Origin of the sequence: Paenibacillus sp. FSL H8-0122 (assembly GCF_038005345.1) — a bacterium.
In the GTDB taxonomy this organism is placed as follows: domain Bacteria; phylum Bacillota; class Bacilli; order Paenibacillales; family Paenibacillaceae; genus Paenibacillus_AQ.
In genome coordinates, this window is the sequence record NZ_JBBOTB010000001.1 from 5,147,358 (window position 1) to 5,171,934 (window position 24,577).

Consider the following 24,577-nt stretch of genomic DNA (forward strand, 5'->3'; position numbering starts at 1 on the left):
GTTAGCCGAAATCAAGTGCACTAATACCCCTCATTTGACCGCCTAGCCCCATTTCGCTGGAATCAGGTGCACTAATACCCCTCATTCGACCGCCTGGCCCCATTTCGCCGAAAGCAGGTGCACTTGTGCACCTCATTTGACCGCCTAGCCCCATTTCAGCAAATTCAGGTGCACTTATGCACCTCAGCACTGTAGGATCAAAGGGATTTCCTCCTCCCATCTCCTTCACCAGCCTACTTTCCACCACAATCAAAGGGATTTCTCCCTCTCTTTGCTCCCCCGCCTACTTTGCTCTCTCCTGCCAGCTTACATCCCGCCATAATTACCTAGTTACCTGCCAACCGTCTCTCCGCCCGACAACTTCCAGCACCATCCAGCTTCCACTGGCCCCCCAACCTCCCCCTAATACAAGCCCAAAAGCCCCCCTCCAAATGAAGAAGGGGGCTTCCTGATCCGGCGGCGGGCCGGAATGCTGTTACAATATCCCTATTTCTTCCTTTAAGGATTATAGGTGATATGAAATCATCTTACAATTACATTTTTACCTTCAACACTATGCAGCATTGTCACCCTCATGAAATCTTCGAGCCGCTCCAGCGCTTCGGTCAGCTTCGCCGTAGAAGCGGCGTAGGAGCAGCGGATATAGCCTTCCCCTCCGGCTCCGAACACATGGCCCGGCACCACGGCAACCCCTGCCTCCTGAAGCAGGCGCATCGCGAACTCTTCTGACCCGATCCCGGTGTGGCTGATCGAAGCGAAGGCATAGAAGGCCCCCTGCGGCATATGGCAGGACAATCCGGCGGACCGCAGGCCCTCCACCAGCAGCGAGCGTCGTTCTTTGAAGCATGCCTTCATCCGTTCCATATCCGGCAACGCACTGCGCAGGGCTTCGGCAGCAGCAATCTGTCCCGGTACAGGGGCGCACATGGCGGTGTATTGATGGATTTTGAGCATGGCCGAGAGCAGCTCACGGTTCCCGCAGGCATAACCCACCCGCCAGCCCGTCATGGCAAAAGCCTTCGAGAACCCGCTGATCACCACCGTCCGCTCCTGCATCCCGGGCAGGGAAGCGATGCTCACATGCTTGCTGTCGTAGGTCAGCTCGGCATAGATCTCATCGGAAATGACGATCAGGCCCAGCTCCTTCACCACTTCAGCCACAGGCAGCCAGTCTTCATAAGTCATAACCGCCCCCGTAGGATTGCTTGGAAAATTCACCATCAGCAGCTTCGTACGCGGCGTTACCGCCTTACGCAGCGCTTCGGCAGTGAGCTTAAACCCTTCCTCAACCTTCGTCTCCACCGGTGCCAGCGTCCCGCCGTTCAGGTAGGCGATAGGCGCGTAAGCAACATAACCCGGAGAAGGAATCAGAATCTCATCCCCGGGAGCCATGAAGGCCCGCAGCGCCAGATCCACCGCTTCACTACTGCCCACCGTAACCAAGATTTCATCCGCAGGATCGTAACGCAATCCGAAGCCGGTCTGCATATAGCCCGCAATCTCCTCCCGCAGCTCCGGCAGTCCGCTGTTAGAGGTGTACCCCGTCTCCCCGCGATCCAGCGCACGGATGCAGGCAGCCCGAACCTGCGCGGGTGTTGCGAAGTCCGGCTCGCCTACTCCCAATGAGATAATATCGTTGTTACCCGCAGCGAGATCAAAAAAAGCCCGGATGCCCGAAGGCGGAATCTCTTGTAACCGCGGATTAATGATAAGACTGTGCTGAGGGCTGTTGCTTCTATCCGCAGGCAGGACGGCATTGTCCCTTCTGATCGTGTTCATAGCCTGACACCTCCATATTCTACAGTCTGCGCTTGAGGGGTTTGATGAGTATGATTGGCTTGCTGCGCCTCCTTAACCTGCCCCATCTGCTTCATTCCAGCATCCATATCCATCCGCGCTCCCTCTCCAGATGCATCTTGCAGCCCCCCGCGCTCCCGCAGTGATCTGGTAATAATCTCATCCAACAGGCTGCTGAAGTCCATCCCGGCTGCCGCTGCACTCTGGGGCAACAGACTGGTTGCCGTCATTCCGGGCAGGGTATTCACCTCCAGCACATAAGGGATGCCATCCTTCAACAGCATATCCACCCGTGCATACACTGCGCATTTGAGCGCCCGGTAGCTGGTTAACGCCGCCGTCTGCACCTGTTCCTGCAACGCATCCGGCAACCGGATGATCCGCTCCTCCGCGCCGCCACGCTCGTATTTGGCCTCATAATCGAACCAGTCCGCACCCAGCGATTGGATGCCGATGACCGGCAGCATTTCTCCCCCCAAGATAGAGCAGGTAATCTCCTGTCCCGGGATATAGTGTTCAATGAGCACAGAGCCTCCTTCAGCGCAGGCAAAAGCCTTCTCTACCGCGCCCGCCAGCTCCTGCGGATGATTCACCTTGGTCATGCCGATGCTGGACCCGCCGGAATTCGGCTTCACCATCACCGGATAACCGAGCCGCTGCACGGCTTCCGGGGCATATTCATCCATGCTGTCCCAGCGCAGCCAATCGGGTGTAGGGATGCTTTTGCTGCGGATGACCGTCTTGGCCAGCCCTTTATCCATACATAAGCTGCTTGCGAGCACCCCGCTCCCGGAATACGGAATTCCGAGCGTCTCCAGGGCTCCCTGCACCGTACCATCTTCCCCGTAGGCCCCATGCAGGGCAAGCAGAGCGAAGTCCAGTCCCGCTACCCGTTCCAGCAGCTCTTTGCGCGAGGTAATGTGTACCGGAACCGCTGTGTATTTTGCCGGATCAAGCGCCTTCAGCATCTCCCTGCCGGTCTTCAGCGATACCTCATATTCGGACGACACCCCGCCCATAATAACCCCTACTCTAAGCATATCCTCACCTCATTCTCCCATAATTTTCCGTGCTGTCTTCCCGATGATTGCAATGCCCCTCACGATATCCTCATCCGCCACCCTGGAGAAGCCCAGCCGCAGCGTGTTCTGCCCTGCACCGTCGGTGAAGAAGATGTCTCCCGCCGTAAAAATAACCCCCTGCGCATGGCAAGCCGCCAGCAACTCCCTTGTGTTGAAGCCTTCCGCGAACGTTACGAACAGATGCAGCCCCCCATCACCCGACAAGGTGGCATATGGAATATGCTCCTTACAGCAGGCCAGGGTCAGCTCGTATTTGCGTTTATACTCCAGCCGGGCTTTTTTGAGATACTTCTCCAGATTGCCGCCCAGCAGATATTGATACAGTATGGACTGGTCCAGCGTCGAGGTATGAATGGTCCGCGCCCGCTTGACGCTCTCCAGATAATAGATCAGCTCCTGATCCGCCAGCACCCAGCCCACCCGCAGCCCGGGGAACAGAACCTTGGAAAAGCTGCCGAGATACACCACGCCGTTCCCGCCGCCCGCCGCCGCAATTAACGGAGCCACATGGGCGCCGGAATACCGCAGCTCCTCGTTGAACCCGTCCTCAATCACCGGCACGTTGTAGTCCTGCATCAGCTTCATTAGCCTTTGTCTTTTCTCGGGTGACATGACGATGCCGGTGGGATTATGGTAGGAGGGAACCAGATAAGCACAGTCGTATTGCTGCTTCTCCAGCGCCTGCTTCAGCTCCCCGAGGTGAATGCCATCCCGCTCCATCGTGACCCCATGAATTCCAAAGCCGTGCAGCTTCAGATTCTTGATCGCCGTATGATGCGTCGGATTCTCGCAGATCACTGTGCCGTGACGCTTGCCGAGAGCCGACAGCACCAGGTCGAAGCCCTCCGTGAACCCGTTCGTAATCAGCAGATCCTTGCCGCGCAGATCCACGCCTTTATGCTCCATATATTGTTTGAGATGGTCTATTAACGGCTTGTAGCCTTTGGCATATCCATAATTCAGCAGAACGTTGCCCTCTACGGACATACGCTCCAGGAACGCTCTACGCACATGGTCCAGATCGAAGAGACGCTCATCCGGGGCGATGCTGGTAAAAGAAATCGTACCCTTCTCCGCGCGTATCCCCCGCTTCATAATGTCCAGCTCCTCCGCGAGCAGCGCCTGGCTGCTGAGCCGCTCTGTCCAGTCCATGCTCCAGGTTGCCGCTTCCGGTTCACGCTGCCCCGCTGCTGCGCCCTGTGCGACGTAACTGCCCTGGCCCTGTACGGTATAGGCGAAGCCATCGTCTTCCAGCCCCTCATAAGCCGAGATCACCGAGTTCCGGCTGACCTTCAGCAAGGTGCTCAGCTCACGTGTGGAGGGCAGCTTCTGCCCGCCTTGGAGCGCGCTTTTGATGATGAGATGCTTCATGTAATCCTTCACCTGGATCGATACCGGACGCCCGGCAATGAGCTTGAAATCCTTAAACATCCTGTGATCGCCTCCATAGCTATCATGGCACAGTCGCTGCCGTAAAAAAAGAACCACCGCCCCGGGATTTTCTTCCGGGCGTGGTTCTGTGGGAGAGCTCAAGACGCCATTCGGTTGCCCCCGTGAGGGTTCTATTGTATTTTGTACAGTCAGATTAAAGTATATTGGCCCTATTTCGTGTTCAGTTGCATTATGTACATCAGAAATTTGGATTTTGCCTATTATGGGGGCAATTGCTGATATTCTGTTGCAGGAAATACAGCAGAACGGGTTTTGGCACGTTTTTTGGATCAATCTGATGTACATAGTGCAATCACACATTAGCATTCCTGCTCTACCATCCTCCAGCTTTCTCCTTCTCTCCGGAGGCGCAGGACCGTAACCTCACCTGGAACTGGTGCTACAGCGGTATAGAAGGTCATGTCTTCGATGATCTGCGCCAGCAGTTGCCGGATGACACCGCCGTGGGTCACCAGTAATATACGAGATACTTCGGGAGCCTGCGCCTCCCACTGAAGCTGCGTCCAGAAATGATCAACCCGGGCGGCGAATTCCTCCCACGCCTCCCCTCCCGGCGGCGTGGCCGACCCGGGGTTGTCAATCCAGCTCCGGTACAGCGCATGATCCTTAAGTTGCTCATACGTGCAGCCTTCCCACGCCCCGAAGTCCATCTCCCGCAGCCGGGAATCATAGATGGCCTGCGGCATCAGGTGCGGAACCAAGGCTGCCAGAGTCTCTCTGCACCGGCACAGGTCGCTGCAATAGACACGGCGGAATTCCCCGCTGAGCGGCGGCTGTGTCCGGAGCTCCTTCAACCGCTCCGCCTCCCACGGCACAAGCGGCACATCGGTCCTCCCCAGATAACGCCGTTCCTGATTCCACTGCGTATAGCCATGGCGGACTAACACCACCTCAAGCTCCGGCTGCGCAGGCTGGGTCAGAAGCGACTGTATCCCCTGCAACCTTTGAGCTTCCTCCGCATTCTGGTCAACCGGAGAAGAATCCCCCGCCCCTCCTGCTTGAACTCTCTCCATTCCGCTTTAGCCCCCGATCCCGTGCCATAGCAGGGCAACGGCTGCACAGATGCAGACAAATATTGCGGATGACCACATCATCATCCGCGAGGTCACAATAATATCCTCCGGCTCCATCGTCCGCAGCGGATCACCCATGTACGCGCGGAAGGAGACGATGCCATGGTATACATTCTCGCCGCCCAGCCGGATACCGAGGGCCCCGGCAACTGCCGATTCCGGGTAGCCGCTGTTCGGACTGGGATGAAGGCGGGCATCCCGGCGCACGGTGCGCCAGCATCTCCGCCAGTCCAGCCGCAGGAGCGCAGCACATAAGGTTAAGAGCAGCGCGGTCAACCGCGCCGGTATGTAGTTGGCGACATCGTCCAAGCGGGCCGATGCCCAGCCAAGGTCGCGGTATTTATCGTTCTTGTAGCCGACCATGGAATCCAGCGTGTTCACCGCACGGTAAGCCATGGCCAGCGGCGCCCCGCCCAGCAGAGCGAAGAACAGCGGCGAGATGATCGCATCGACGATATTCTCCGCAACCGTCTCCACCGTACCGCGCACAATCTCCGGGCTGTCCAGATGAGCCGTATCCCGGCCCACGATCATCCCCAGCGCCCGGCGGGCGGCGGGAATATCTCTTGAACGCAGCTCGGCGTATACGGCCATGCCTGCATCCTTCAATCCCTTGGAGGCGATGGTGGTCGAGATCAGCCAGACTTCGGCAAGCCCGGCAAGCCAGGGAGACAGGCGGGCGAGCAGCATAACAAGCAGCGCGGTCAGCGCCCAAGCGCCGCCCGCCACCAGCAGCGGAAGAAGAATACCGGCACGCTTCAGAGCACTGGGAGCTGCGGCGAAGCGGCGAATCCCCCGCTCCAGAGCACTAATGACCTTCCCTATGTAAATAACCGGATGGGGCAGGCTGCGCGGATCACCAACCACCCGGTCCACAATATAAGCAGAGAGCAGGATGATAGCAAGCTTCACCTTGGCTCACCCCGCCGCTCTGTATAGCAGTCCGTGTTCGTCATTCCCGGCCGCCACTCTGAGAGACACGGGGCAGTGGAGAATGTGATGCCTGTAACGCTTCCGCGTTTACTCCGTGCTCAACATGTGACACTTCCGCGTCTACTTCTCGCGCAGCCTGCGATTCTTCCGCGTGTACCCCGTGCTCAGCTCGTAACGACTCCGCGTCTACTCCTCGCGCAGCCTGCGATGCTTCCGCCTCTGCTCTACTCATGGATTTCGCTGCTTCCACTGAGCGCAGGCTCTCCGTCACCGCGCTGTACACCAGTCTGCCGATGGCTCCGCCGAGGTCAGTCGCCGTTCCGGCATACACATGCTCCGCAGCATAGCGGCGGCTTCCGCTCACCGCAATCACAATGGCATCCGTAGTGGTTCCCGTTGCACTAAGCCCATTCTCGGAATCCGTGATTCCGAGGTCTGCCAGCGCCGCAGCCTTCGCTTCCGTGGCCGTCATTACAGCATTGACCATGGCCGACTGTGACAGCCAGCCGTCGATGCCGAGCATAATATTGATCGTGCCTGGACGGTAGGCCGCCAGCACACTGCGCACCGACCCGGCCCGGGCCGCGTTGCCCGCCGCCGCTGTTACGCAGCAGAATATGCCCGCTGATCCCGTATCCTCCTCGGCAACAGCAGCGTGCTCCAGCGGAACGGCCGTCATTAGCCCGGCGCAGCCTTCCAGCGGGTAGCCCCACTCCTGAAGCTTGTTTTCAAGATCCTGCACCGGATTGCTGCACTCGTAGTCCCGGCTGACGTATTGGTTCACCGCACGCTTCAGACGTCCCATGCCTCCGCCATATACAGCACTTGATATACCGTCCGCTTCAGCCGGCAATTCCAGCAGCAGATGGCCCTCCCGCCATTCCAGCGTCAGCCCGGGCCACACCTTACTGCGGTACGTCTTCACTCCAGCTTCAAGATTAAAAGGCAAACTAACCTCGATCTCATCCACGTATCATCGACTCCATTCATTAATGACTCTCAAAATCTCCTGAGTGCGGATGTCTCACATCCCCGCCCGCAGCAGCTCCCCCATCTGCCGCAGCAGACGGTCGTTGTCCGCGCGGCCCTTGACCGCGACGCGGATGTGTCCCGGCTCAAGGCCGGGGTACATCGCGCAGCTGCGGACGAGGATGCCGCCCGCACCCAAGCGCTGCTGCATCTCCTGCGCGCTCCACGGAGCGGGCAGCCGCAGCAGCAGGAAGTTCGCTTGGCCCGGCGGCACGCCGCAGCCGAGCTCAAGCAAGCCCTCCCGCAGCCGCTGCCGCTCAGCTGCGATCAGCGCACGCGTCTCCTGCCTGTAGCCGTCTCCGCAGCGCAGGCAAGCTTCCCCGGCCAGCAGCGCCAGGCCGTTCACGCTCCAGGTCACCTGCTTGCCGGTCATGGCTGCGGCAAGCGCCGGATGCGCGGCAGTGAAGCCCAGCCGCAGCCCCGGAATGGCAAAGAACTTCGTCATCGAGCGCACCAGCACCGTATGACGATAAGCCCCCAGCTCCGGCAGCAGAGATTGCCGGTCCGCCTCCGGGATGAAGTCGATGAACGCTTCATCCACCGCCAGTACCGTCCCGCAGGCCTCTGCCTGCTGCGCGAGCTGCCGCAGCTCGTCCAGCGGATACTGGACGCCATTCGGATTATTCGGCTGGCCGAGGAACAGCAGATCGACCTGCTCCAGCAGGTCGGAGACGCTGTCCACGGCAGCCCGGTAATCCATCCGGCTGGTCCCCTGAACGGACAAGACCTCCGCGCCGAACTGCTCCGCGAGCTGGCGGTACTCGGAGAAGCACGGCTCCACGATGCCCACCCGGCGCGGAGCCACCGCCAGCAGCAGCAGTGCCATCGACTCTGCCGCCCCGTTCGCCACGGTAATCCACTCCGTGCCGAGACCCAGCTCCTCCGCCAGCAGCGCCTTGAGCTTGCGGTGGCCCGGATCGGGGTATGCGGTGACCGCTGCGCCCGCATCCCGCAGCTGCGCCAGCACGCCCGGCGGCGGCCCCAGCGGGTTAATGTTAGCGCTGAAATCCAGGAATCCGCCGCTGCTGCCCCCGTATAACTCGGCGGCAGTCAGGAGATCACCGCCGTGGCCGTATTTTTCAAGCATAGGTACACTCCCTTTACGTTACATCTGTCTCCCAATTATTGGCCTAAGGGCGGAAGTACGTCAACGTCATATTGCCTATGCATCCGGTCTTGAACCCGTAAACTTTCTATACATGCCGCACCTGTTCATGCTGCACACGCACTCATCAATCGTTTCTATCCGCCACACGCGCCAGTTAACCCTATTCCCTCATCCTATCCGCCAATAGCCCCTCCCCCGCCGTTCACTCCTCTTTTGAAGAAATCTCTCTTTTAGTTTAGAATAAGTACAGCAGTTTACTATGGTCACGCGGAGGAATCACGAATGCTTTTTATCGATAATACCGGAATTACAGACGCATCGATCAATCTCGCCATTGAGGAGTTTGCGCTCAAAAACCTGCCGATGGACGAGAGCTACCTGCTCTTCTATATCAACAGCCCGTCAATCATTATTGGCAAGCATCAGAATACGATCGAGGAGATCAACCAGGAGTACGTGAAGGAGCACAATATCCAGGTCGTTCGGCGGTTGTCCGGCGGCGGCGCGGTGTATCATGATCTCGGCAACCTCAACTTCAGCTTCATTACCAAGGATGACGGCCAGTCCTTCCATAACTTCCTGAAATTCACCCAGCCGGTCATCGACTATCTGCAATCTATGGGCGTGAACGCCGAGCTGAGCGGACGCAATGATCTTCAGGTCGGGGAGCAGAAAATCTCCGGCAACGCCCAGTTCTCCACCCGCGGACGCATGTTCAGCCACGGCACCCTGATGTTCGATCTGAATCTGGATGATGTCCAGGCTTCCCTGAACGTGAATCCCGAGAAGTTCAAGTCGAAGAGCACCAAGTCCGTGCGCAGCCGGGTCGCCAATATCAAGGAGCTGCTGGGCAATCCTGACATGACGATTGAACAATTCCGTGAGGGCCTGCTGCGCTCAATCTTCGGCATGGAAGCCTCCGAGGTTCCGCAGTACAAGCTGACCATGGACGACTGGGTGCGGATCAATGAAATCTCCAAGGAGCATTACCAGAATTGGGACTGGAACTACGGTCTGTCGCCGAAGAGCAACGTGAAGCACACCCGCAAATTCCCGGCAGGGCTCGTGGATATCCGCATGGATATTGAAGATTCGGTCATCCGGGAGATCAAAATCTACGGCGACTTCTTCGGCGTCGGCGATGTGGCAGATGTGGAGAATGCGCTGCGCGGCAAGCGTTATGAGGAAGCCGAGGTCCGCCAGGCGCTGGCTGATCTCGATCTGAAGCATTACTTCGGCCGTATTGAGCCGGAGGATTTCATCGGACTTGTGTTTCTTGAGGAATAGCTTTATAGCAAGTCGAATTTTATATTTTAAAAAGAACCCCGCTAACCTGCCGCATCCTGCGCAGAGCTAGTGGGGTTCTTTGCCTCCGTATGCTTGCCGGGTTCGCTGCTATACAAGCACGAACACATACAACACCAGCGCCAGCGTAAGCATCACGCATACTTTCTCCACCGCGTTGCCCTTCTTCGTGCCGGTGCTCATCAGCTTCAGCCGCAGCTTGAAGGGAATCGGAGGCAGCGGCGTGATCCCGCGCTGGGTCAGGGAGTCGGCGAGGAGATGCAGTCCGTAGGACAGGCTCCCGGCAATCCACAGACTGCCGCCGTCATTCATGTCAAGGGAGACGAAGTACAGCAGCGCGCCCCATCCGGCAACGGCATATAGCGTATGCGTGATTCCCCGGTGAGGAACTATGGAAGCTACGACCAGCACACAGGCGGCGATATAGTTCCATGGATCATAGGCATCGGCAAAAGCAAACAAGGCCAGCGCAATCAGCAGCATCACCAGATGCCGCAGCCTGCGGCTGGGCAGGAAGGATACGCTGCCCACCAGCAGCGCCAGTGCGATATTCCAGGGCGGCTCCGCTATCCCGGCAAAATAAAGATAAATGCCCGCTCCGATCAGCGCTACCTGCAGAATACGCAGCAAAAACTCCGGCACGGCCTTGCGTACCAGCATGGAATTCGGCTCGTCGATATCGGGCAGCAGCGAGCTGACCACAGCGACGGCAACAGCCGGAAGGGTAATAGCATGCCCTAGCAGGCTCATGGCGGACAGGGTAACCCCGGTGCTGATAACTAAATGGGATTTGCCCATCATGGTGAATCCGCTCCTTAGATGAAAGTATAAATGCTTCTGGATGTCCCGAAATAAGAACAGGTGTGCGGTTACCGAAGTATACCAAGGCTTTCCTTTTTTGTCCAGCTTATATGTAGTTTCCAGGCTCTTCACGCCCACGGGGCCAAGGATGCCGCAGAGTTTCGGCTTGTCCTGCCCCCTGTTTTAGGATACAATTTGGACAACTCAACTGGCCCTGAAAGGATGAACCCTGTGAATCGCTCCCGAATCGCCGATCTAAGTCTGCTACTGGTGGCGATGATGTGGGGATGCACGTTTCTGATCGTGCAGTCCGCCGTACGGGTGCTGCCGCCGCTTGCCTTTAACAGCATCCGGTTTACAGGTGCCGCCGTGCTGCTGGCCTTGATTACCGCTGTCTTCTACCGCCAGGAATGGCGTAAGCTGAGCTTGCGCATGGTGATGCATGCCCTGCTGCTGGGCCTCTTCCTGTTCCTTGGCTACGGCTTCCAGACCGTGGGGCTGCTGTACACCACCACCTCCAACACGGGATTTATCACCGGGCTGTCGGTGGTGCTGGTCCCGTTCCTGTCTCTGGCACTGCTGAAGACGGCCATCTCCAGATATACCTGGGTGAGCGCCGGGCTTGCAGCGGGGGGCTTGTATCTGCTGACCTTTACCGGCCCTGCCTTCTCCCTGAATAAGGGCGATGGCCTGATTCTGCTCTGCGCCGTGGCTTTTGCGCTGCAGATCGCGTATACCGGCAGATACGCACCGCGTTATCCGGCCCTGCCGCTGGCGGCGCTTCAGCTCGGCTTCGTAGGCCTGCTCAGCATCGCCGCCTCCCTGCTCGTGGATGGAAGCGGCCCGCTGCTGCATAGCGGAGAGCTGCTCCGCCAGCCGGAGGTGCTCTCTGCTATGCTGATCTCCATCGGCCCGACCAGCGCCTTCGCCTTCTGGATTCAGACGGCTTGCCAGAAATACACCACCCCGTCCAGGGTGGCGATCATCTATGCCATGGAGCCGGTGTTCGCTGCCGTCACCGGCCTGCTCTTCGGCGGAGAGACGCTGGGCGTATCCGCGCTGCTCGGCTGCGGCTGCATTCTGGCCGCTATGCTGCTGGCGGAGCTCAGCCCCGCGCCGTCCGGGACGCAGGCGGAGGGCTGAGCCGGAGTCCGCGGACCCTTTTGCCAGACTTCACGTTAATAAGTTCCATTGCTACAGACAGAGAGCCGTGCTTCCGCTACCCTTCCTATAGAGGATTCAGCGGACAGCCGGACTACTAACCACGCTTAGGAGAGAACCCAAATGTACAAATTGATTGCCATCGATATTGACGACACCCTGATTAACGACGATAAGGAAGTGACCCCGGCCACGCAGACCGCACTGGAGCAGGCTGTAGCTGCTGGCGTGGTAGTCACCCTAGCTACCGGACGCGCCTATGCTTCCGCCCAGGCGATTGCCCGCCAGACCGGTCTGAACGTGCCGATCATCACCTATCAGGGAGCGCTGGTGAAGAACCTGCTCGATGAAGAGGTCCTGTATGAGCGTTATGTGCCGCAGGACGCGGTGCGCAAGCTTTTCCAATATTGTGTAGAGCATGATCTGCACCTGCAGACTTATATTGACGACAAGCTGTACGCCCGGGAAGAGAACCAGAAGCTGATTGACTATTCGACTCTGAACGGAACGCAGTACTATATCGAGCCGGACTGGGAAGCCAAGCTGGTTCCGCAAAAAACACCAAAAATGCTCATTATCGACGATCCCGACTTCCTCGATGAGCTGTCCCCGATCCTGCGCAGCCTGCTCGGCGATTCGGTTCACATCACGAAGTCCAAGCCGCATTTCCTGGAGATTATGCATCATGAAGGCACCAAGGGTCTGGCCCTGGAATTCCTGGCTGCACACTTTGGCTGCGAGCTGTCCGAGACGATGGCTGTCGGCGATTCCTGGAATGATCATGAGATGCTTGAAGCTGCGGGTCTCGGTGTGGCAATGGCGAATGCCATTCCTGCGCTGAAGGAAATCGCTGATTTCGTTACACTTAGCAACAATGAGGACGGCGTGAAATACGCCATTGATAAGTTCATTCTTGGGGTGAACCAGGAAGCATAATCTCGGAGCATTGCAGAGAATTGTACACCAAAAAGGGCGGCGTCCCGGAGATTCTGAAATCGAACCTGCGGCTACGCCACCCTATTTATTCTTTAAGCAGAAAGGATGATCCTCCATGCAAGAAGTATCTCCTGCCGGACAACTGGAATCCCTGCAATCTATGCAATCAACCATCCGTAAGCTCGAAGCTGCATTAACCCAAATGACACAGAGCGGTGCCAGCACTACCCTTGTCGCAAAACGGCTCCGTGCCGTTAACATCGGGTTAGCCGTTCTGGACAAGGCCTGGCAGCTCAAACCTCATTCCTATACTCCCGCTGATTGTGCGGAGGCCCGCGAAGTGATTAACGGATTAATCGTCTCGGTTAAACAGAGTTATACCAAAGCTAAGCCGGGCAGTCCGCAACAAACGCTTTTATCCAGAAGACTTACAGCCTTCGAGCAGGTGATTGAAGCCATGAACGATCTCTAATAAGAAGCGGTAGGAATCAGCTCCTCCGTGTTCTCCTGCTCAAGCTGTGAATGATACAGATCCGAGTACCGCCCCTCCGAGGCAAGCAGCTCCTCATGTCCGCCCCGCTCCACAATCTCCCCGTTCTCCATTACCAGGATGACATCGGCATTCTGTATGGTTGAGAGCCGGTGGGCGATCACAAGCGTTGTCTTATCCTTCATCAGCTTACGGATCGCCTGCTGGACCATTCGCTCCGACTCATTGTCGAGGGCAGCCGTAGCTTCATCCAGCAGCAGAATCGGTGCATCCTTAAGCATCGCTCTGGCAATGGACAGCCGCTGCCTCTGACCGCCGGACAACCGGGAGCCATGCTCGCCAATGTCCGTGTGTATGCCTTCCGGCAGCTCCGTCACGAACTCGTACGCATTCGCCTGCCGCAGCGCCTCAACAATCTCCTCGTCTGACGCACCGGGCTTGCCGCTCTCGATATTGTCCCGGATGCTCCCGGAATATAGGCCCGACTCCTGAGGCACATAGGCAAAGTAGCTGCGCAGCTCTGCCAGCGGTATTCCGCTGATCGGACGGCCGTTGATCGCAGCCTCACCCGCATCCGTCTGATAGAAACCAAGCAGCAGCTTGAACAGGGTAGATTTCCCGCCGCCGCTCGGACCTACTACGGCCATTTGTTGTCCGCATGTTAGCTCCAGACTGACCTTGTTAAGGCTCTGCTTCTCACTGCCCGGATAGCTAAATGATACCTCTGCGAGCCGAAGCTCCCCGAACCCCGGCAGATCCGCCCGGACCTCAGGCAGCACCTCAACCTCAGCAGGCGCATCCATCACCTCGAAGATCCGCTCCGCCACACCCAGCGACTGCTGCATGGAAGCGACCAGGCCCGGCAGAGACGAGAACGGCCCAACCAGATAATTCATCAGCTGAATGAAGGCAATCATCGCCCCGACCTCAAGCCGTCCATTCGCCACGAACCACCCGGCAATCACCAGAGCCAGCAGGAAGGTCAGATTCCCCAGCAAGGAGGAGATCGCTCCGGTTGCCCCTTCGATTCTCGCTTTCTTTTTCTCTCCTGAGGCAATATCTTCACTGTAGCCAACATATTGCTTCTGCAGCCTGCGCTCCATGGAGAATGCCTTGAACACCATGCTGCTGCCCAGAATATCGTTCAGAAAAGCCGTAGTCCGGCTCATACTTTCCTGCACCCGCACACTGTTGATGCGCATCGCATTGCCGAAGATTTTACCGGTCAGGAACAGCAGCGGCCCGATGGACAGGCAGATCAGCGCCAGCAGCCAGTTAATATAGAGCAGATAACCGAAGGAGGCTATCGCCAGCAGCGGGTTGCGCAGCAGATCCAGCATCACCTGCCCGCAGGCTTCTCCGACCGATTGATTGTCATTCGTGAACCGGGACAACAAATCACCGGAATGATTGCGGTCGAAATAAGACTGCGGCAAGGCCAGCGTATGCCCCATCATGTCCTGACGCAGCTCATTTCTGATTTTGGCCGATACATTGGTTTTGAGATACGCACTCAGGTAGTTAACAATTCCGGTTACGAGCAAGAATATAGCCCCGAACCAGGCCAGCCCCGTGAACGCCTCCACATCCAGCCGGACTGCCGCATCCGTAATCCGGGCCAGGAACCAGGCCATGGTCAGATCCAGCACAATACTAAATAACGTCACTAAGAGCAGTACAGCATAGATCAGCTTATGTCTTAGCATATATGTACTTAATCTGGCAAAAGCACCTTTCTTCTTCACATCATCAGCTCCCCTTTAGAATTCCGCACCCTGCACCTTGGCATATACCTTGCAGTCATGGAGTTCCCCGTCCGACTCACGGGTGCTTTTGCGGAGAATGCCATCCAGTATAAATCCAGCACGCTCCGCTACGGCGGCGCTTCTCCGGTTAAGGGCGCAGCAACGGATTTCAATCCGGCTTGCTCCAAGTTCTCTGATTGCAAAATCTGTAATTCCGTTCACCGCTTCCGTAATGTATCCATTGCCTGAGCATGAGCTTCTGATCCAGTAGCCTATTTCGAATCGGCGGCAATCCCAATCCACATGATGCAGACCTATGTTGCCCACGAATCTGCCGTCCTCCTGGCGGAAAATCTCCATGTTCAGGGTGGTACGCTTCAGATAGGCTACTTGCGATTCACGGACGTATTGCTCAGTTTCCTCCACAGTCGGCATACTCTGGGCAAAGGGCATCCACGGCTTCAGCTCATCCAGACTCTCCCGGATGGCTTCATTTATTTCCTTGCCATCTCCAGGCCGCAAAGCACGGACAAGCAGCCGCTCTGTCTCAAAGCTCTCTGAAATATCCAGCATAATCGGAATAAAATCATTACTCATATTCTTAAACCTCCACGATGATCGATTAATTGGATTATCGCACTAACAGTTTTTCCCTCTAATCCACTACGCATCGTTATAGTATAGTACCTCCTTCCCTTTTTGAAAATAAAGAAAAATACGCATCATATACATAAAACTGGAAGGCGGGCTCGTAATGGGCCCACTCTCTTCGGCTCCAATGCCTATAGTTTACTAGCCCCCTGGCAAAGGGACCCAGCGGCGGAGGGCGGATTCCCGGATCGGTCCAGAGACTGAAAATGAAAAAAATTTCCAATAAAATGAACGCTGTAGCTTCAAAAGGCACTGCGGGGGTTATGAGCAAATCATTGCGGATGATTGGTGATCACTTGGGGGAAATATGAGGGAGAGTATTGTATACTTGCACAAAGCATGGATGGTTGATGGAGAGAGGATGAATGAATGGTCATGGCCAAAACACATATGGAAGAATCAGCAGAAGAGCAAACAAGGCTGGAAACGCTTAGATTGGCCCGTCTGATTGAGGCTCATGTTACACATGACGGGACAGCCGAGACACCGATTCAAGGATTGTATTTCAACCGCTACTCCAGAACAGAACCGTCTGATTACCTGTACACAATGCAGTGGCCCACGTTAGGGATTGCGGCGCAGGGCACCAAAATGATCAAGATCGGCGAATCCACTTCCGAATACAGCGGATCGCGCATTCTGGTTGCTCCCGTAGCGGTGCCCATCCGCATGCAGACAATTCAGGCCAGCGCTTCGGAACCGTTCCTCGGCGTCGGCGTCTATCTTGATCCGCACAAAATCGCTGCGCTTATCCCTAAGGTTTATCCGAACGGTCTGCCAAAAACCGGCAAGCGCAGCGCAAGCTATGTGCTGGAAGGCGAACCTGCCTTAATCGGCGCGGTGGCCCGGCTGGTCGCGTGTCTGGACGAGCCCGGCGATAACGGTCTGCTGGCCTCCATGGCAGCGGATGAGATTTTTGTCCGGCTGCTGCGCAGTCCAATTGGCGTGTATGTGGCCGAGTCCGTGCTGGCCGGATCGGATGTCCAGCGCGTCGCCAAAGCGATCGACTGGCTGCGCAGCCACTTCGCGGAATCGCTAAAAATTGCCGAGCTGGCAAGCATGGTCCATCTCAGCGAATCCTCGTTCCGTGAATATTTCAAGTCGGTGACCTCGATGAGCCCGCTCCAATACCAGAAGGCGCTACGGCTGCAGGAAGCGCGGCGGCTCATGCTGTCCGGCGGACGGGATATCACCACGGCGTGCCAACTGGTCGGATATATCAGCGACTCCCAGTTCAGCCGGGATTACAGCCGCTTCTTCGGCAATCCGCCGAGCCGGGATATTGCCAAATGGAAGTCGGGCCGCATTTCCTGAACCCAATCGGGGAAGCCCATTCTGCCACAAGTTGAATAAGAGTACTCCTTCCGTTGAATCAGGCAAATATTCAAGCGGAACGGTCAAATGTTCGTGCTGTGATCCGTCTATACTGATCTTATCCGAACACGCCGGGCGGCGAAGCGGAAATCATCGCGGAACAAGCAGCCTGAACAAGGCTTGATTCCATAAGGAGGAGACCGAAATTCGTATTTTTGTTACGGGAGCAAGCGGCTTTATCGGATCAGCAGTGGTCCGGGAGCTGTTGGAGGGCGGACATGAAGTGGCCGGGCTGGTACGCTCGAAGGAAGCGGCCCAGCGGCTGGAGGCCTCAGGAACGAGAGCCGTCCGGGGCTCTGTCGAGAACACAGACCTGTTGCGCCGGGAAGCGGCTGAAGCGGACGCGGTTATCCATACGGCCTTTTATCATAAGTTCTCCCATGCCAGCCTGAAGATGAAGCTGAAGATTATGCTGGGCGGAAGTCCGGCCCGTACGCCGGCCCGTTTCATGGAGGCAGCGGTAGAAACGGAACTGCGCGCCATCGAAGCTTTTGGAGCCTCGCTGTCGGGGCGCTCCGGCGGACTTGTGATCGCGATGCCGACCATGACGCTCACTCCCGGCAGGCTGGCGGCCGAGGATGACCGGGGAGATGCCTCCTCCATCGGAGGAGGACGTCTGGCGTCGGAGAACGCATTGCTCGCGCTGGCCGGGTCAGGCGTCCGTGCGTCGCTGGTGCGTCTGCCGCCAATCGTCTATGGCACGGGCGACCGGGGCGGCCTGCTGCCGAGCCTGATCCGCAGTGCAAGATCCAAAGGCGCGGCCGCTTATATCGGGCAAGGCGCCAACCGCTGGCCCGCCGTACACCGGTTGGATGCGGCGCGCCTGTTCAAGCTGGCTGCCGAGCAGGCTCCGGCAGGCACGCGGTTCCATGCGGCTGGGGAAGAAGGTGTGCCCTTCAGGCAGATTGCGGAAGCGATAGCGCAGCAGGTGAATCTGCCCGCCAAGCGGATCGAAGCGGCTGAAGCCAGCTCTTTTTACGGCTGGCTGGGCCCGTTTGTCTCGGCCGACAATCCCGTGTCTTCAGCGCTAACCCGTGAGCGCTTCGGCTGGAACCCGCAGGAGCGCGGGCTGCTGGCCGAAATCGCACAGGGTGATTATTTTGCGGGCAACCAGCTGCGTTAAGTAAATCCGATGAGTGACCATGCAAAGCACAAATTCACCCTAACGGGTGAAGGATACTGACGCCTACTCACACCGGCTGCTTGTGAGGAGCAGCATTGTTGCACTTTTTGCAGGATTCCTCTATACCTATTACTGGCTGAAGCACAATGTTGCATAATTTGCACAAATTCCGGTGTGGAGAGCAAGTTAGCGCGGGATTTGTTGCATTCTGTGCAGGATTTCAGGCTTTGACCGCTTCTATGAGACAGTATTGTTGCAATTTCTGCAGGATTCTCAATAACTGTTGCTGGCTGTGTGGAGCATTGAACCCATCCCAACAAAAGAAAATCATAATTTCCTAAACAACAAGAAGGAGCTTTCCAAAAAGTCAGTACATTCTGACTCTCCGGAAAGCTCCTATTTGTTGTCTCATACTGCCCGTCCCCTGTTCAGGACTCCTCCCGGCATAGCGGAAGCCTCATCCCCGTAACGGCCAGCGTAACCTTCTCCGGCAGAATATAATCCTTGTCCAGATTGATATCATGCGACATATGTGTGTAGACCGCACGGCGCGGCTGAACGGTCTCCAGCAGGTCGGCAGCTTCGGTCATATCGTACACAGAGCGGGTAGACAACTCAGCTGCCTCGTAATAAAAGCTGGTTCCCAGCACCAGCAGGTCCGCTCCATGCATCTGCCTGGTTTCCTCCGTGGTCAGAGAGATCGAGTCCGGGCAGTACACCCAGACATATTCCTCCTTCTCCAGCCTGTAGGCATAGGAGTAACCATTCTTGCCATGGTTCACCCGCCATGTGCTAATCTGCCAGCCATCCAGCGTAATGCCGTCATCGCACGGGATCATGTCGATATGCCCAGTAAGCCACGGGTATTGCCGCTGGATGACGGGAATGACCTCCGCCGGAGCGTACAGCTCTCCCCGGAAGCTCATCCAGCGGCAGCTGTCCGCCCACTCCGGCAGCCCGCCGATATGATCGAAATGCGCATGTGTCACGAGCAGACGCTTCATGGTGCGGTGCCCCTGCAGCTCCATCTGCCGCCGCCAGTCCGGTCCGCAGTCAATCGCCAGGAAGCCGCTGCCGTTATCTATAAGCACAGAAGAACGCAGGCGGTTATTGCGCCCGGTGGTTCTTGCCTCCGTGCAGGTCTCACAATCACAATAGACGCGGGGTACGCCCATGGCATCCCCTGTTCCAAGGAACACTAATGTATCCATATGCCTGCCCACCTCATCGTCTTTTTTCTCGAATATCCGTCAGTTTATTATAGAACAGCAGCGGGTCCTTTGCATACTGGCCTATAAGAACGGCAAAAAGCCGTCCTCCAGCCTCATCAGGCCGGAGAACAGCTCCTTTACTCCTTCGCACTCCACACTGAGCAAATGTCTTCTAATCCTCTTCCGCCTCATCTACCCGCCTAGATCCCGGCCAGCACCTGATACCATATGCCCCGCTTGGAGTATAACGTGGTGCGGACTTCCTCCCAGCCGCCAAGGTAGCTGATATCGAACAGGCCGGCAGGAACCGGATACTGGCTCTCATGTGCCGCATAGACCTGCTGGTTCACGGGACGGAAGCCGAACTTGGCGAAGATCTCCTGCGCCTGCGGGGTTGTCAGATAATCGACCAGCGCTTCTGCGGCCGCACGGGTACCATGCTTATCCGCGTATTTATCCACCACAGCCGCAGGATTCTCGATCAGGATCGTATTCCGGGGAATGACCACCTCATACTTCACACCCTCTGCAATCCGCGCCAGCAGCTCATTCTCATAAGTGACGATCACATCGCCCACCCCGTACTCGAAGGCAGCCATGGATGCCCGCCCGCTTTTATCCAGAGATTCGACGTTCCTGTGTATGCTCTCCAGGAAGGCCTTGGCAGCCGCAGGGTCCTTCGCCCCCTCCTGCTCCTCAGAACGCTTCAGGCCGGCCCCGTAGATCGCGTTGATGTCCCACTGGGCACCGCCGGAGGTCTTCGGATTAGGGTAAAGCACCTTCACCCCCGGCTTCGCCAGATCGGCAAAATCATGAATTCCCTTCGGATTGCCCTCCCGCGTTCCCAGGGCCACAACCGACCGTGTCACCATGCCCGCCTCGCCGCCGCGCTGCTTCCAGTCCTTCTCCACAAGACCCGCCTTGACCAGCTTCCCGACATCGCCTTCCATGGCAAGCAGCGTGACATCCGCCTCGAAGCCGCCGGCGATCGCCCGCGCCTGGGTTCCGGAAGCCTCATAGGACTGCTGGAATACGATCGTTTGACCGGTATCCGCCTTCCACTTCTCCGCGAACCTGGGGAGAATCTCGCCCATGGCATCCTTCACCACGCTGTAGGCACCCACCACAAGCGTTAGATCTCCCTGCGGCGGTGCACCTGCCTCTCCTGCATCCGGCTGCTCATTCCCGCAGCCCGATGCGGTCAGGGTGAACACCACCAGCAGCAAGACCGTCAGCCATCCGTGCAGTTGTCTGCTCCTTCTGATAAGCCTCATACCGGCGACACATCCCACATCATTTATTTTTTAGATAAATACAGGCATCGGATCTTTCTTAAGTCCATTCTCCTGAATCCAGCTCCGCTCCTCATTAAACAGGTAAGCACGGTGTACCAGCACGGATATTTCCTGGCCCGGAGTCAGCGTTTCTTTTTCCAGGGAGCGGTAGGTGACCAGCTTATGTCCCTTTACCTCAACCTCCACGAGCCATTCACTTCCGCGAAAATGCAGATGCTTGACCGTACCCTGCTCCGTAGCGGAAGCCATTTTGAATTCATGCAGATGGCCTACCTCAATGTACTCGGGACGGATCAGCGCCTTGGTCGGCTTACCGTCACCTGCGCCCTCGAAGCCCTTTAGCTCGGAAGCACTCTCGATCAGCGTAGATTCCCCGATAAAGGTGGCCACGAACGGTGTCTTCGGCTCTTTATAGATATCCCAAGGCGTACCCTTCTGCTCCAGACGGCCCTGGTTAATGATCATTATCTCATCCGCTACTTCAATCGCCTCATCCTGATCGTGGGTGACGAAGATCGAGGTGATCCCGACGCGTTCAATCAGCTCCCGCAGCCAGGAACGGAGCTCCTGGCGGATCTTCGCATCAATCGCGGCGAACGGCTCATCCAGCAGCAGCAGCTGCGGCTCAGGGGCCAGCGCCCGGGCAAAAGCCACCCGCTGGCGCTGCCCCCCGGACAGCTGATGCGGATACCGGTTCTCGAAGCCCTTCAGTCCGGTAAGCTCCACCAGCTCGGTGACACGGTCACGGATGACAGCCTTACTGGCTTTCTTCACTTTCAGGCCGAAGGCGATATTCTCGAACACCGTCATATGCTTGAACAGCGCATAATTCTGGAAGACGAAGCCGATCTCACGCTCCTGCGGCGGAAGATGGTTCACCGCCTTGCCGTGGAAAATAATCTCGCCGCTGTCCGGCGTCTCAAGGCCCGCCAGCATCCGCAGGATCGAGGTTTTGCCGCCGCCGCTTGGGCCGAGCAGCCCGATCAGATGGCCTTTGGTAATGCCGAAATGGACATCCTTCACCGCATGAAAATCGCCAAAATGCTTATCGAGTCCCCGGACCTCTACATGCATAATTAGTGCCCTCCCTTTCTTCTCTTGCTCCATTCCATAAGCAGCAGCAGTCCTGCGGAGAATGCGGCCAGCACCAGTGCTATCCCGCCCGCAGCCGTAACATTGAAATTCTCGACATCCTGATAGACCAGTGTGGTAGCCGTCTGGGTCCGGTTCATAATATTGCCTGAGACGACGAGCACTGCACCGAACTCACCCAGCGAGCGGGCCACCGTCAGAATCACTCCATAGATGACCGCCCAGCGGATAGAAGGCCAGGTCACCTTCCAGAAGGTCGTCCAGCCATATGCGCCGAGTGTGGACGCGGCCTCTTCCTGCTGGGACCCGATCTCTTGCAGTACCGGCATCACCTCACGCACCATTAGCGGGAACGTCACGAACAGCGTAGCAATCACCATTCCCGGAAAAGCATACACAATCTTCACTCCGATTTGCTCAAACAACGCACCCAGCGCACTGTCCGGCCCGAGCAGCAGAACGATCATCAGCCCGCCGATCACCGGCGATACCGCATAAGGCAGATCCACGATGCTGTTCAGCAGGCTTTTGAGGCGCTGGCCCAGCCAGTTCGCCCGTACCAGATACAGGGCCGTCATGATCCCAAACAGCGTATTCAGCAGCGTCACAACGACCACCACGTATCCGGTCATCAGCAGCGCATGTAGCGCCTCGGGCCGGGTCAGGGCGTTCCAGAAGCCGCTCCAGCCTTCGCTGAAGGCCCCCATTGTCATCCTGCCAAGCGGAGCTGCGATCAGGACGAAGAACACGAGGTAGGTCAGTCCAATCCACAATCTTCTCATGATCTTCTCCCCCGCATCTGTATGAGGCTGATCAGCCAGAGGATCAGGAAGGATAAGGTCAACAGAATGATCGACACCGCAGCGGCTCCCGCCGGATTATCACTTTCGACCTCTCCGAAAATATAAACAGAAGACACTAGCGTGCGCCCCGGAATATTGCCTGCCACGAGGACAACCGCACCGAATTCAGCAAGCGCACGCGAGAAGGCCAGCATCCCGCCGCCTATCATCCCAGGTGCCATAGACGGCAAGATGACCTGGAGGAAGACTCTGCTCGGCTTCGCCCCCATCGTATAGGCCGCCTCTTCTTCCGAAGCGTCCAGCTCCTCCAGCAGCGGTTGCACCGCCCGGATGACGAAGGGGAATGTGACGAAGACCATCGCAATCACAATCGCAGGCTGGTGAAAAACAATTGTGAAGCCCAGTGATTCCGCAAGGCCCCCGATCAGGCTTCCCGGACCCAGCAGCAGCAGAATCATCAGTCCGCCCACCGCAGTAGGCAGGGCAAAGGGGAGATCGACAAGGCTGTTCAGCAGCGCCCTGCCCCGGAACTTATAACGGATAAGGACCCAGGCGATCATCGTGCCCAGCAGCACATTAGTAAGAGCCGCAATGACCGCCAGCTTGAGTGTTAACAGGACCGACTTCCAGGCAATCGGATCGCTCACGCTTTCAGTGAAGCTTCCCAGCCCGGATGAGAATGAATTGTAATAGACCCCGAGGATCGGCAGTACGATCAGAATGACGAAATACAGTACAACTGTTGATCTAAATCCCCAGGTCCAGCCCTTGTGCCTGATCAGCGAATTCAATGGTCAACCTCCCACCTCCGGATAACCGGTCGGTATACTCAACTTTAAGGTTTGATTATTCCTATTAATATACTTGGTTTAAAGTTATTCCTACTTTACCAAATACCGCTTGCTGCCGTCAATTACTTTGTTAGTTTTTGGGTTAAAGTATAAGTAGCACTCGTTGCATCCAAATCAGAGAGGGGCTGTTCATGATGCTGCATACTATGGAGATCACCACCAGCAAACGGGATGAAATGCGGGATATTACCCGCGAGGTTCAGGCTTATGTGAAGAATAGCGGAGTACTTAACGGACTGCTGATTGTCTATTGCCCGCACACCACCGCAGGGATTGCGATTAACGAGAACGCCGATCCTGATGTGAAACGTGATGTGCTGATGCGTCTGGATGAGGTCTATCCCTGGGAGCATCCTAAATACCGCCATGCGGAGGGCAATACTGCTTCCCACCTGAAATCTATTACGGCCGGTCCTTCGCAGACCCTTATAATTCATGAAGGAGCTGTGCTGCTGGGCCGCTGGCAGGGCATCTATTTTTGCGAGTTCGATGGTCCAAGGCAACGCCAGTGCCACCTCAAAATTATGGAAGGCTAGCACTGCCTGTCCTTGTAGAAGAGCAGCTGCGCATGAACCGCGAAGCTGCTCTCTATACAATTTATAGTTCCTGTAACACTTTCACCATGCAAAGTTATACCAATGCAACGCTCTAAAGTACGAGCTGTTAAAAAAAACAGCTTTTTATAAACTGCGGCTTAATACCTTGACATGTGTCAGGGCAGCTTGCTTCACATCCTCGAACAACACTTTATCCTGAATATAATACGAAATGAATCCGTGAGCAGATAAGAATAAGGTCAACGGCACGTTCTGCCAATCCTCCGATACATATCCCTCTTCCTTCATATGACGGCGGACAATGCTTGCAAATAACTCGAAACATCGGCCCTGTTCTGCCCGGCAATAAGCCAGTAGCTCTTCGTCGCGGATCATGAACATGATCTCATACTGATACGGATGGTTCAGCCCGAACCGGATGAACTCCATAATCAGCTGCTCCACCCGGGTCATTCCCTCTTCAGGCGGAGTGGTCATGGCTTGATTCAGAAGCGAAGCCACATGATTGAAATCCTCAACTACAATGGCGTAGAAAAGTTCGGCCTTCTCTTTGAAATGGTAATATAGGGAGCCGTGGCTGTAACCCAGGTGCTGGCCAATGCTGCGCATCGAAATGGCACGGTACCCTTTGGTGATGAATAGATGCCTCGCCGCCTCCAGAATTCTTTCTCTCGACAACTCCTGTTCCACTGCTCTTCTTGCCATAAT

The 24,577-nt window shown here is 56.7% G+C and carries 23 protein-coding genes; 7 read left to right on the top strand and 16 right to left on the bottom strand.

Going from position 1 to position 24,577, the window contains the following annotated elements; genetic code table 11:
• Window positions 1–522 precede the first annotated feature (522 nt).
• From NSS64_RS22140 to cobD, 7 genes are all read right to left on the bottom strand, one after another.
• A complete protein-coding gene (locus NSS64_RS22140) occupies window positions 523–1,779 on the bottom strand; it encodes a pyridoxal phosphate-dependent aminotransferase (protein ID WP_341141536.1) in 1,257 nt (418 codons plus the stop codon).
• On the bottom strand, window positions 1,776–2,837 hold the full coding sequence (locus NSS64_RS22145; protein WP_341141537.1) for a D-alanine--D-alanine ligase: 1,062 nt from the start codon (window positions 2,835–2,837) through the stop codon (window positions 1,776–1,778). The genes NSS64_RS22140 and NSS64_RS22145 overlap by 4 nt, the downstream gene beginning before the upstream one ends.
• 9 nt (window positions 2,838–2,846) lie before the next feature.
• Window positions 2,847–4,310, bottom strand: a complete 1,464-nt coding sequence (locus NSS64_RS22150) for an aminotransferase-like domain-containing protein (protein ID WP_341141538.1) — start codon at window positions 4,308–4,310, stop codon at window positions 2,847–2,849.
• A gap of 320 nt (window positions 4,311–4,630) precedes the next feature.
• Window positions 4,631–5,344 (bottom strand): histidine phosphatase family protein, encoded by a 714-nt coding sequence (locus tag NSS64_RS22155; RefSeq protein ID WP_341141539.1) that lies wholly within the window; start codon window positions 5,342–5,344, stop codon window positions 4,631–4,633.
• Between the two features lie 6 nt (window positions 5,345–5,350).
• Window positions 5,351–6,316: an adenosylcobinamide-phosphate synthase CbiB gene (gene cbiB, locus NSS64_RS22160; RefSeq protein WP_341141540.1), complete on the bottom strand. Its 966-nt coding sequence runs from the start codon at window positions 6,314–6,316 to the stop codon at window positions 5,351–5,353.
• 40 nt (window positions 6,317–6,356) lie between these two features.
• Window positions 6,357–7,307, bottom strand: coding sequence for an adenosylcobinamide amidohydrolase (locus tag NSS64_RS22165; RefSeq protein WP_341141541.1), 951 nt, complete (start codon window positions 7,305–7,307; stop codon window positions 6,357–6,359).
• Between the two features lie 54 nt (window positions 7,308–7,361).
• Window positions 7,362–8,453: a threonine-phosphate decarboxylase CobD gene (gene cobD / locus NSS64_RS22170; RefSeq protein ID WP_341141542.1), complete on the bottom strand. Its 1,092-nt coding sequence runs from the start codon at window positions 8,451–8,453 to the stop codon at window positions 7,362–7,364.
• Window positions 8,454–8,756: 303 nt separating this feature from the next.
• Between cobD and NSS64_RS22175 the strand changes: the two genes are divergently transcribed.
• Window positions 8,757–9,761 carry a lipoate--protein ligase gene (locus NSS64_RS22175; RefSeq protein WP_340943377.1) on the top strand — a complete coding sequence of 335 codons (1,005 nt, stop codon included), beginning with the start codon at window positions 8,757–8,759 and terminating at the stop codon, window positions 9,759–9,761.
• A 108-nt stretch (window positions 9,762–9,869) separates the two neighbouring features.
• Here NSS64_RS22175 and NSS64_RS22180 read toward each other — a convergent pair whose 3' ends face one another.
• Window positions 9,870–10,580 (bottom strand): metal-dependent hydrolase, encoded by a 711-nt coding sequence (locus tag NSS64_RS22180; RefSeq protein ID WP_076082502.1) that lies wholly within the window; start codon window positions 10,578–10,580, stop codon window positions 9,870–9,872.
• Between the two features lie 231 nt (window positions 10,581–10,811).
• On the opposite strand from NSS64_RS22180, the gene NSS64_RS22185 reads away from it, so the two are divergent.
• From NSS64_RS22185 to NSS64_RS22195, 3 genes are all read left to right on the top strand, one after another.
• Window positions 10,812–11,723: a DMT family transporter gene (locus tag NSS64_RS22185; protein WP_341141543.1), complete on the top strand. Its 912-nt coding sequence runs from the start codon at window positions 10,812–10,814 to the stop codon at window positions 11,721–11,723.
• A gap of 141 nt (window positions 11,724–11,864) precedes the next feature.
• Window positions 11,865–12,677: a Cof-type HAD-IIB family hydrolase gene (locus tag NSS64_RS22190; RefSeq protein ID WP_341141544.1), complete on the top strand. Its 813-nt coding sequence runs from the start codon at window positions 11,865–11,867 to the stop codon at window positions 12,675–12,677.
• Window positions 12,678–12,792: 115 nt separating this feature from the next.
• Window positions 12,793–13,149 (top strand): hypothetical protein, encoded by a 357-nt coding sequence (locus NSS64_RS22195; protein ID WP_341141545.1) that lies wholly within the window; start codon window positions 12,793–12,795, stop codon window positions 13,147–13,149.
• On the opposite strand, the gene NSS64_RS22200 is transcribed toward NSS64_RS22195, so the two are convergent.
• On the bottom strand, window positions 13,146–14,912 hold the full coding sequence (locus NSS64_RS22200; protein ID WP_341141546.1) for an ABC transporter ATP-binding protein: 1,767 nt from the start codon (window positions 14,910–14,912) through the stop codon (window positions 13,146–13,148). The genes NSS64_RS22195 and NSS64_RS22200 overlap by 4 nt on opposite strands.
• A gap of 15 nt (window positions 14,913–14,927) precedes the next feature.
• Window positions 14,928–15,509: a GNAT family N-acetyltransferase gene (locus NSS64_RS22205; protein WP_341141547.1), complete on the bottom strand. Its 582-nt coding sequence runs from the start codon at window positions 15,507–15,509 to the stop codon at window positions 14,928–14,930.
• Window positions 15,510–15,938: 429 nt separating this feature from the next.
• Between NSS64_RS22205 and NSS64_RS22210 the strand changes: the two genes are divergently transcribed.
• Window positions 15,939–16,877: an AraC family transcriptional regulator gene (locus tag NSS64_RS22210; protein WP_341141548.1), complete on the top strand. Its 939-nt coding sequence runs from the start codon at window positions 15,939–15,941 to the stop codon at window positions 16,875–16,877.
• A 211-nt stretch (window positions 16,878–17,088) separates the two neighbouring features.
• A complete protein-coding gene (locus NSS64_RS22215) occupies window positions 17,089–18,060 on the top strand; it encodes an SDR family oxidoreductase (protein ID WP_341142876.1) in 972 nt (323 codons plus the stop codon).
• A 428-nt stretch (window positions 18,061–18,488) separates the two neighbouring features.
• On the opposite strand, the gene NSS64_RS22220 is transcribed toward NSS64_RS22215, so the two are convergent.
• The 5 genes from NSS64_RS22220 to cysT form a co-directional block, all read right to left on the bottom strand.
• Window positions 18,489–19,271 (bottom strand): MBL fold metallo-hydrolase, encoded by a 783-nt coding sequence (locus NSS64_RS22220; protein WP_341141549.1) that lies wholly within the window; start codon window positions 19,269–19,271, stop codon window positions 18,489–18,491.
• 200 nt (window positions 19,272–19,471) lie between these two features.
• Window positions 19,472–20,545 carry a sulfate ABC transporter substrate-binding protein gene (locus NSS64_RS22225; protein WP_341141550.1) on the bottom strand — a complete coding sequence of 358 codons (1,074 nt, stop codon included), beginning with the start codon at window positions 20,543–20,545 and terminating at the stop codon, window positions 19,472–19,474.
• 30 nt (window positions 20,546–20,575) lie between these two features.
• The gene (locus tag NSS64_RS22230; protein WP_341141551.1) at window positions 20,576–21,640 is read right to left on the bottom strand and encodes a sulfate/molybdate ABC transporter ATP-binding protein; all 1,065 of its coding nucleotides are present in this window, start codon (window positions 21,638–21,640) and stop codon (window positions 20,576–20,578) included.
• A 2-nt stretch (window positions 21,641–21,642) separates the two neighbouring features.
• Window positions 21,643–22,440, bottom strand: a complete 798-nt coding sequence (locus NSS64_RS22235) for a sulfate ABC transporter permease subunit (RefSeq protein ID WP_340943391.1) — start codon at window positions 22,438–22,440, stop codon at window positions 21,643–21,645.
• Window positions 22,437–23,252 carry a sulfate ABC transporter permease subunit CysT gene (gene cysT / locus NSS64_RS22240; protein ID WP_340943392.1) on the bottom strand — a complete coding sequence of 272 codons (816 nt, stop codon included), beginning with the start codon at window positions 23,250–23,252 and terminating at the stop codon, window positions 22,437–22,439. Before cysT ends, NSS64_RS22235 begins: the two co-directional genes overlap by 4 nt.
• A gap of 194 nt (window positions 23,253–23,446) precedes the next feature.
• Here cysT and NSS64_RS22245 point away from each other — a divergent pair, with 194 nt between their 5' ends.
• A complete protein-coding gene (locus NSS64_RS22245) occupies window positions 23,447–23,848 on the top strand; it encodes a secondary thiamine-phosphate synthase enzyme YjbQ (protein ID WP_036727896.1) in 402 nt (133 codons plus the stop codon).
• Window positions 23,849–23,992: 144 nt separating this feature from the next.
• Here the strand turns inward: NSS64_RS22245 and NSS64_RS22250 are convergent, their stop codons facing one another.
• Window positions 23,993–24,574 (bottom strand): TetR/AcrR family transcriptional regulator, encoded by a 582-nt coding sequence (locus NSS64_RS22250; RefSeq protein ID WP_340943394.1) that lies wholly within the window; start codon window positions 24,572–24,574, stop codon window positions 23,993–23,995.
• Window positions 24,575–24,577: the final 3 nt, after the last annotated feature.

Bases quoted from the DNA above. Each gene is read 5' to 3' on its own strand.
- NSS64_RS22175 (WP_340943377.1), top strand. From the start codon at position 8,757: ATGCTTTTTATCGATAATACCGGAATTACAGACGCATCGATCAATCTC.
- NSS64_RS22180 (WP_076082502.1), bottom strand. From the start codon at position 10,580: ATGATGGGCAAATCCCATTTAGTTATCAGCACCGGGGTTACCCTGTCC.
- NSS64_RS22195 (WP_341141545.1), top strand. From the start codon at position 12,793: ATGCAAGAAGTATCTCCTGCCGGACAACTGGAATCCCTGCAATCTATG.
- NSS64_RS22225 (WP_341141550.1), bottom strand. From the start codon at position 20,545: ATGAGGCTTATCAGAAGGAGCAGACAACTGCACGGATGGCTGACGGTC.
- NSS64_RS22145 (WP_341141537.1), bottom strand. From the start codon at position 2,837: ATGCTTAGAGTAGGGGTTATTATGGGCGGGGTGTCGTCCGAATATGAG.
- NSS64_RS22250 (WP_340943394.1), bottom strand. From the start codon at position 24,574: ATGGCAAGAAGAGCAGTGGAACAGGAGTTGTCGAGAGAAAGAATTCTG.
- NSS64_RS22210 (WP_341141548.1), top strand. From the start codon at position 15,939: ATGGCCAAAACACATATGGAAGAATCAGCAGAAGAGCAAACAAGGCTG.
- NSS64_RS22230 (WP_341141551.1), bottom strand. From the start codon at position 21,640: ATGCATGTAGAGGTCCGGGGACTCGATAAGCATTTTGGCGATTTTCAT.
- NSS64_RS22245 (WP_036727896.1), top strand. From the start codon at position 23,447: ATGCTGCATACTATGGAGATCACCACCAGCAAACGGGATGAAATGCGG.
- NSS64_RS22205 (WP_341141547.1), bottom strand. From the start codon at position 15,509: ATGAGTAATGATTTTATTCCGATTATGCTGGATATTTCAGAGAGCTTT.
- NSS64_RS22155 (WP_341141539.1), bottom strand. From the start codon at position 5,344: ATGGAGAGAGTTCAAGCAGGAGGGGCGGGGGATTCTTCTCCGGTTGAC.
- NSS64_RS22140 (WP_341141536.1), bottom strand. From the start codon at position 1,779: ATGAACACGATCAGAAGGGACAATGCCGTCCTGCCTGCGGATAGAAGC.
- NSS64_RS22235 (WP_340943391.1), bottom strand. From the start codon at position 22,440: ATGAGAAGATTGTGGATTGGACTGACCTACCTCGTGTTCTTCGTCCTG.
- NSS64_RS22190 (WP_341141544.1), top strand. From the start codon at position 11,865: ATGTACAAATTGATTGCCATCGATATTGACGACACCCTGATTAACGAC.
- cobD (WP_341141542.1), bottom strand. From the start codon at position 8,453: ATGCTTGAAAAATACGGCCACGGCGGTGATCTCCTGACTGCCGCCGAG.
- NSS64_RS22220 (WP_341141549.1), bottom strand. From the start codon at position 19,271: ATGGATACATTAGTGTTCCTTGGAACAGGGGATGCCATGGGCGTACCC.
- NSS64_RS22150 (WP_341141538.1), bottom strand. From the start codon at position 4,310: ATGTTTAAGGATTTCAAGCTCATTGCCGGGCGTCCGGTATCGATCCAG.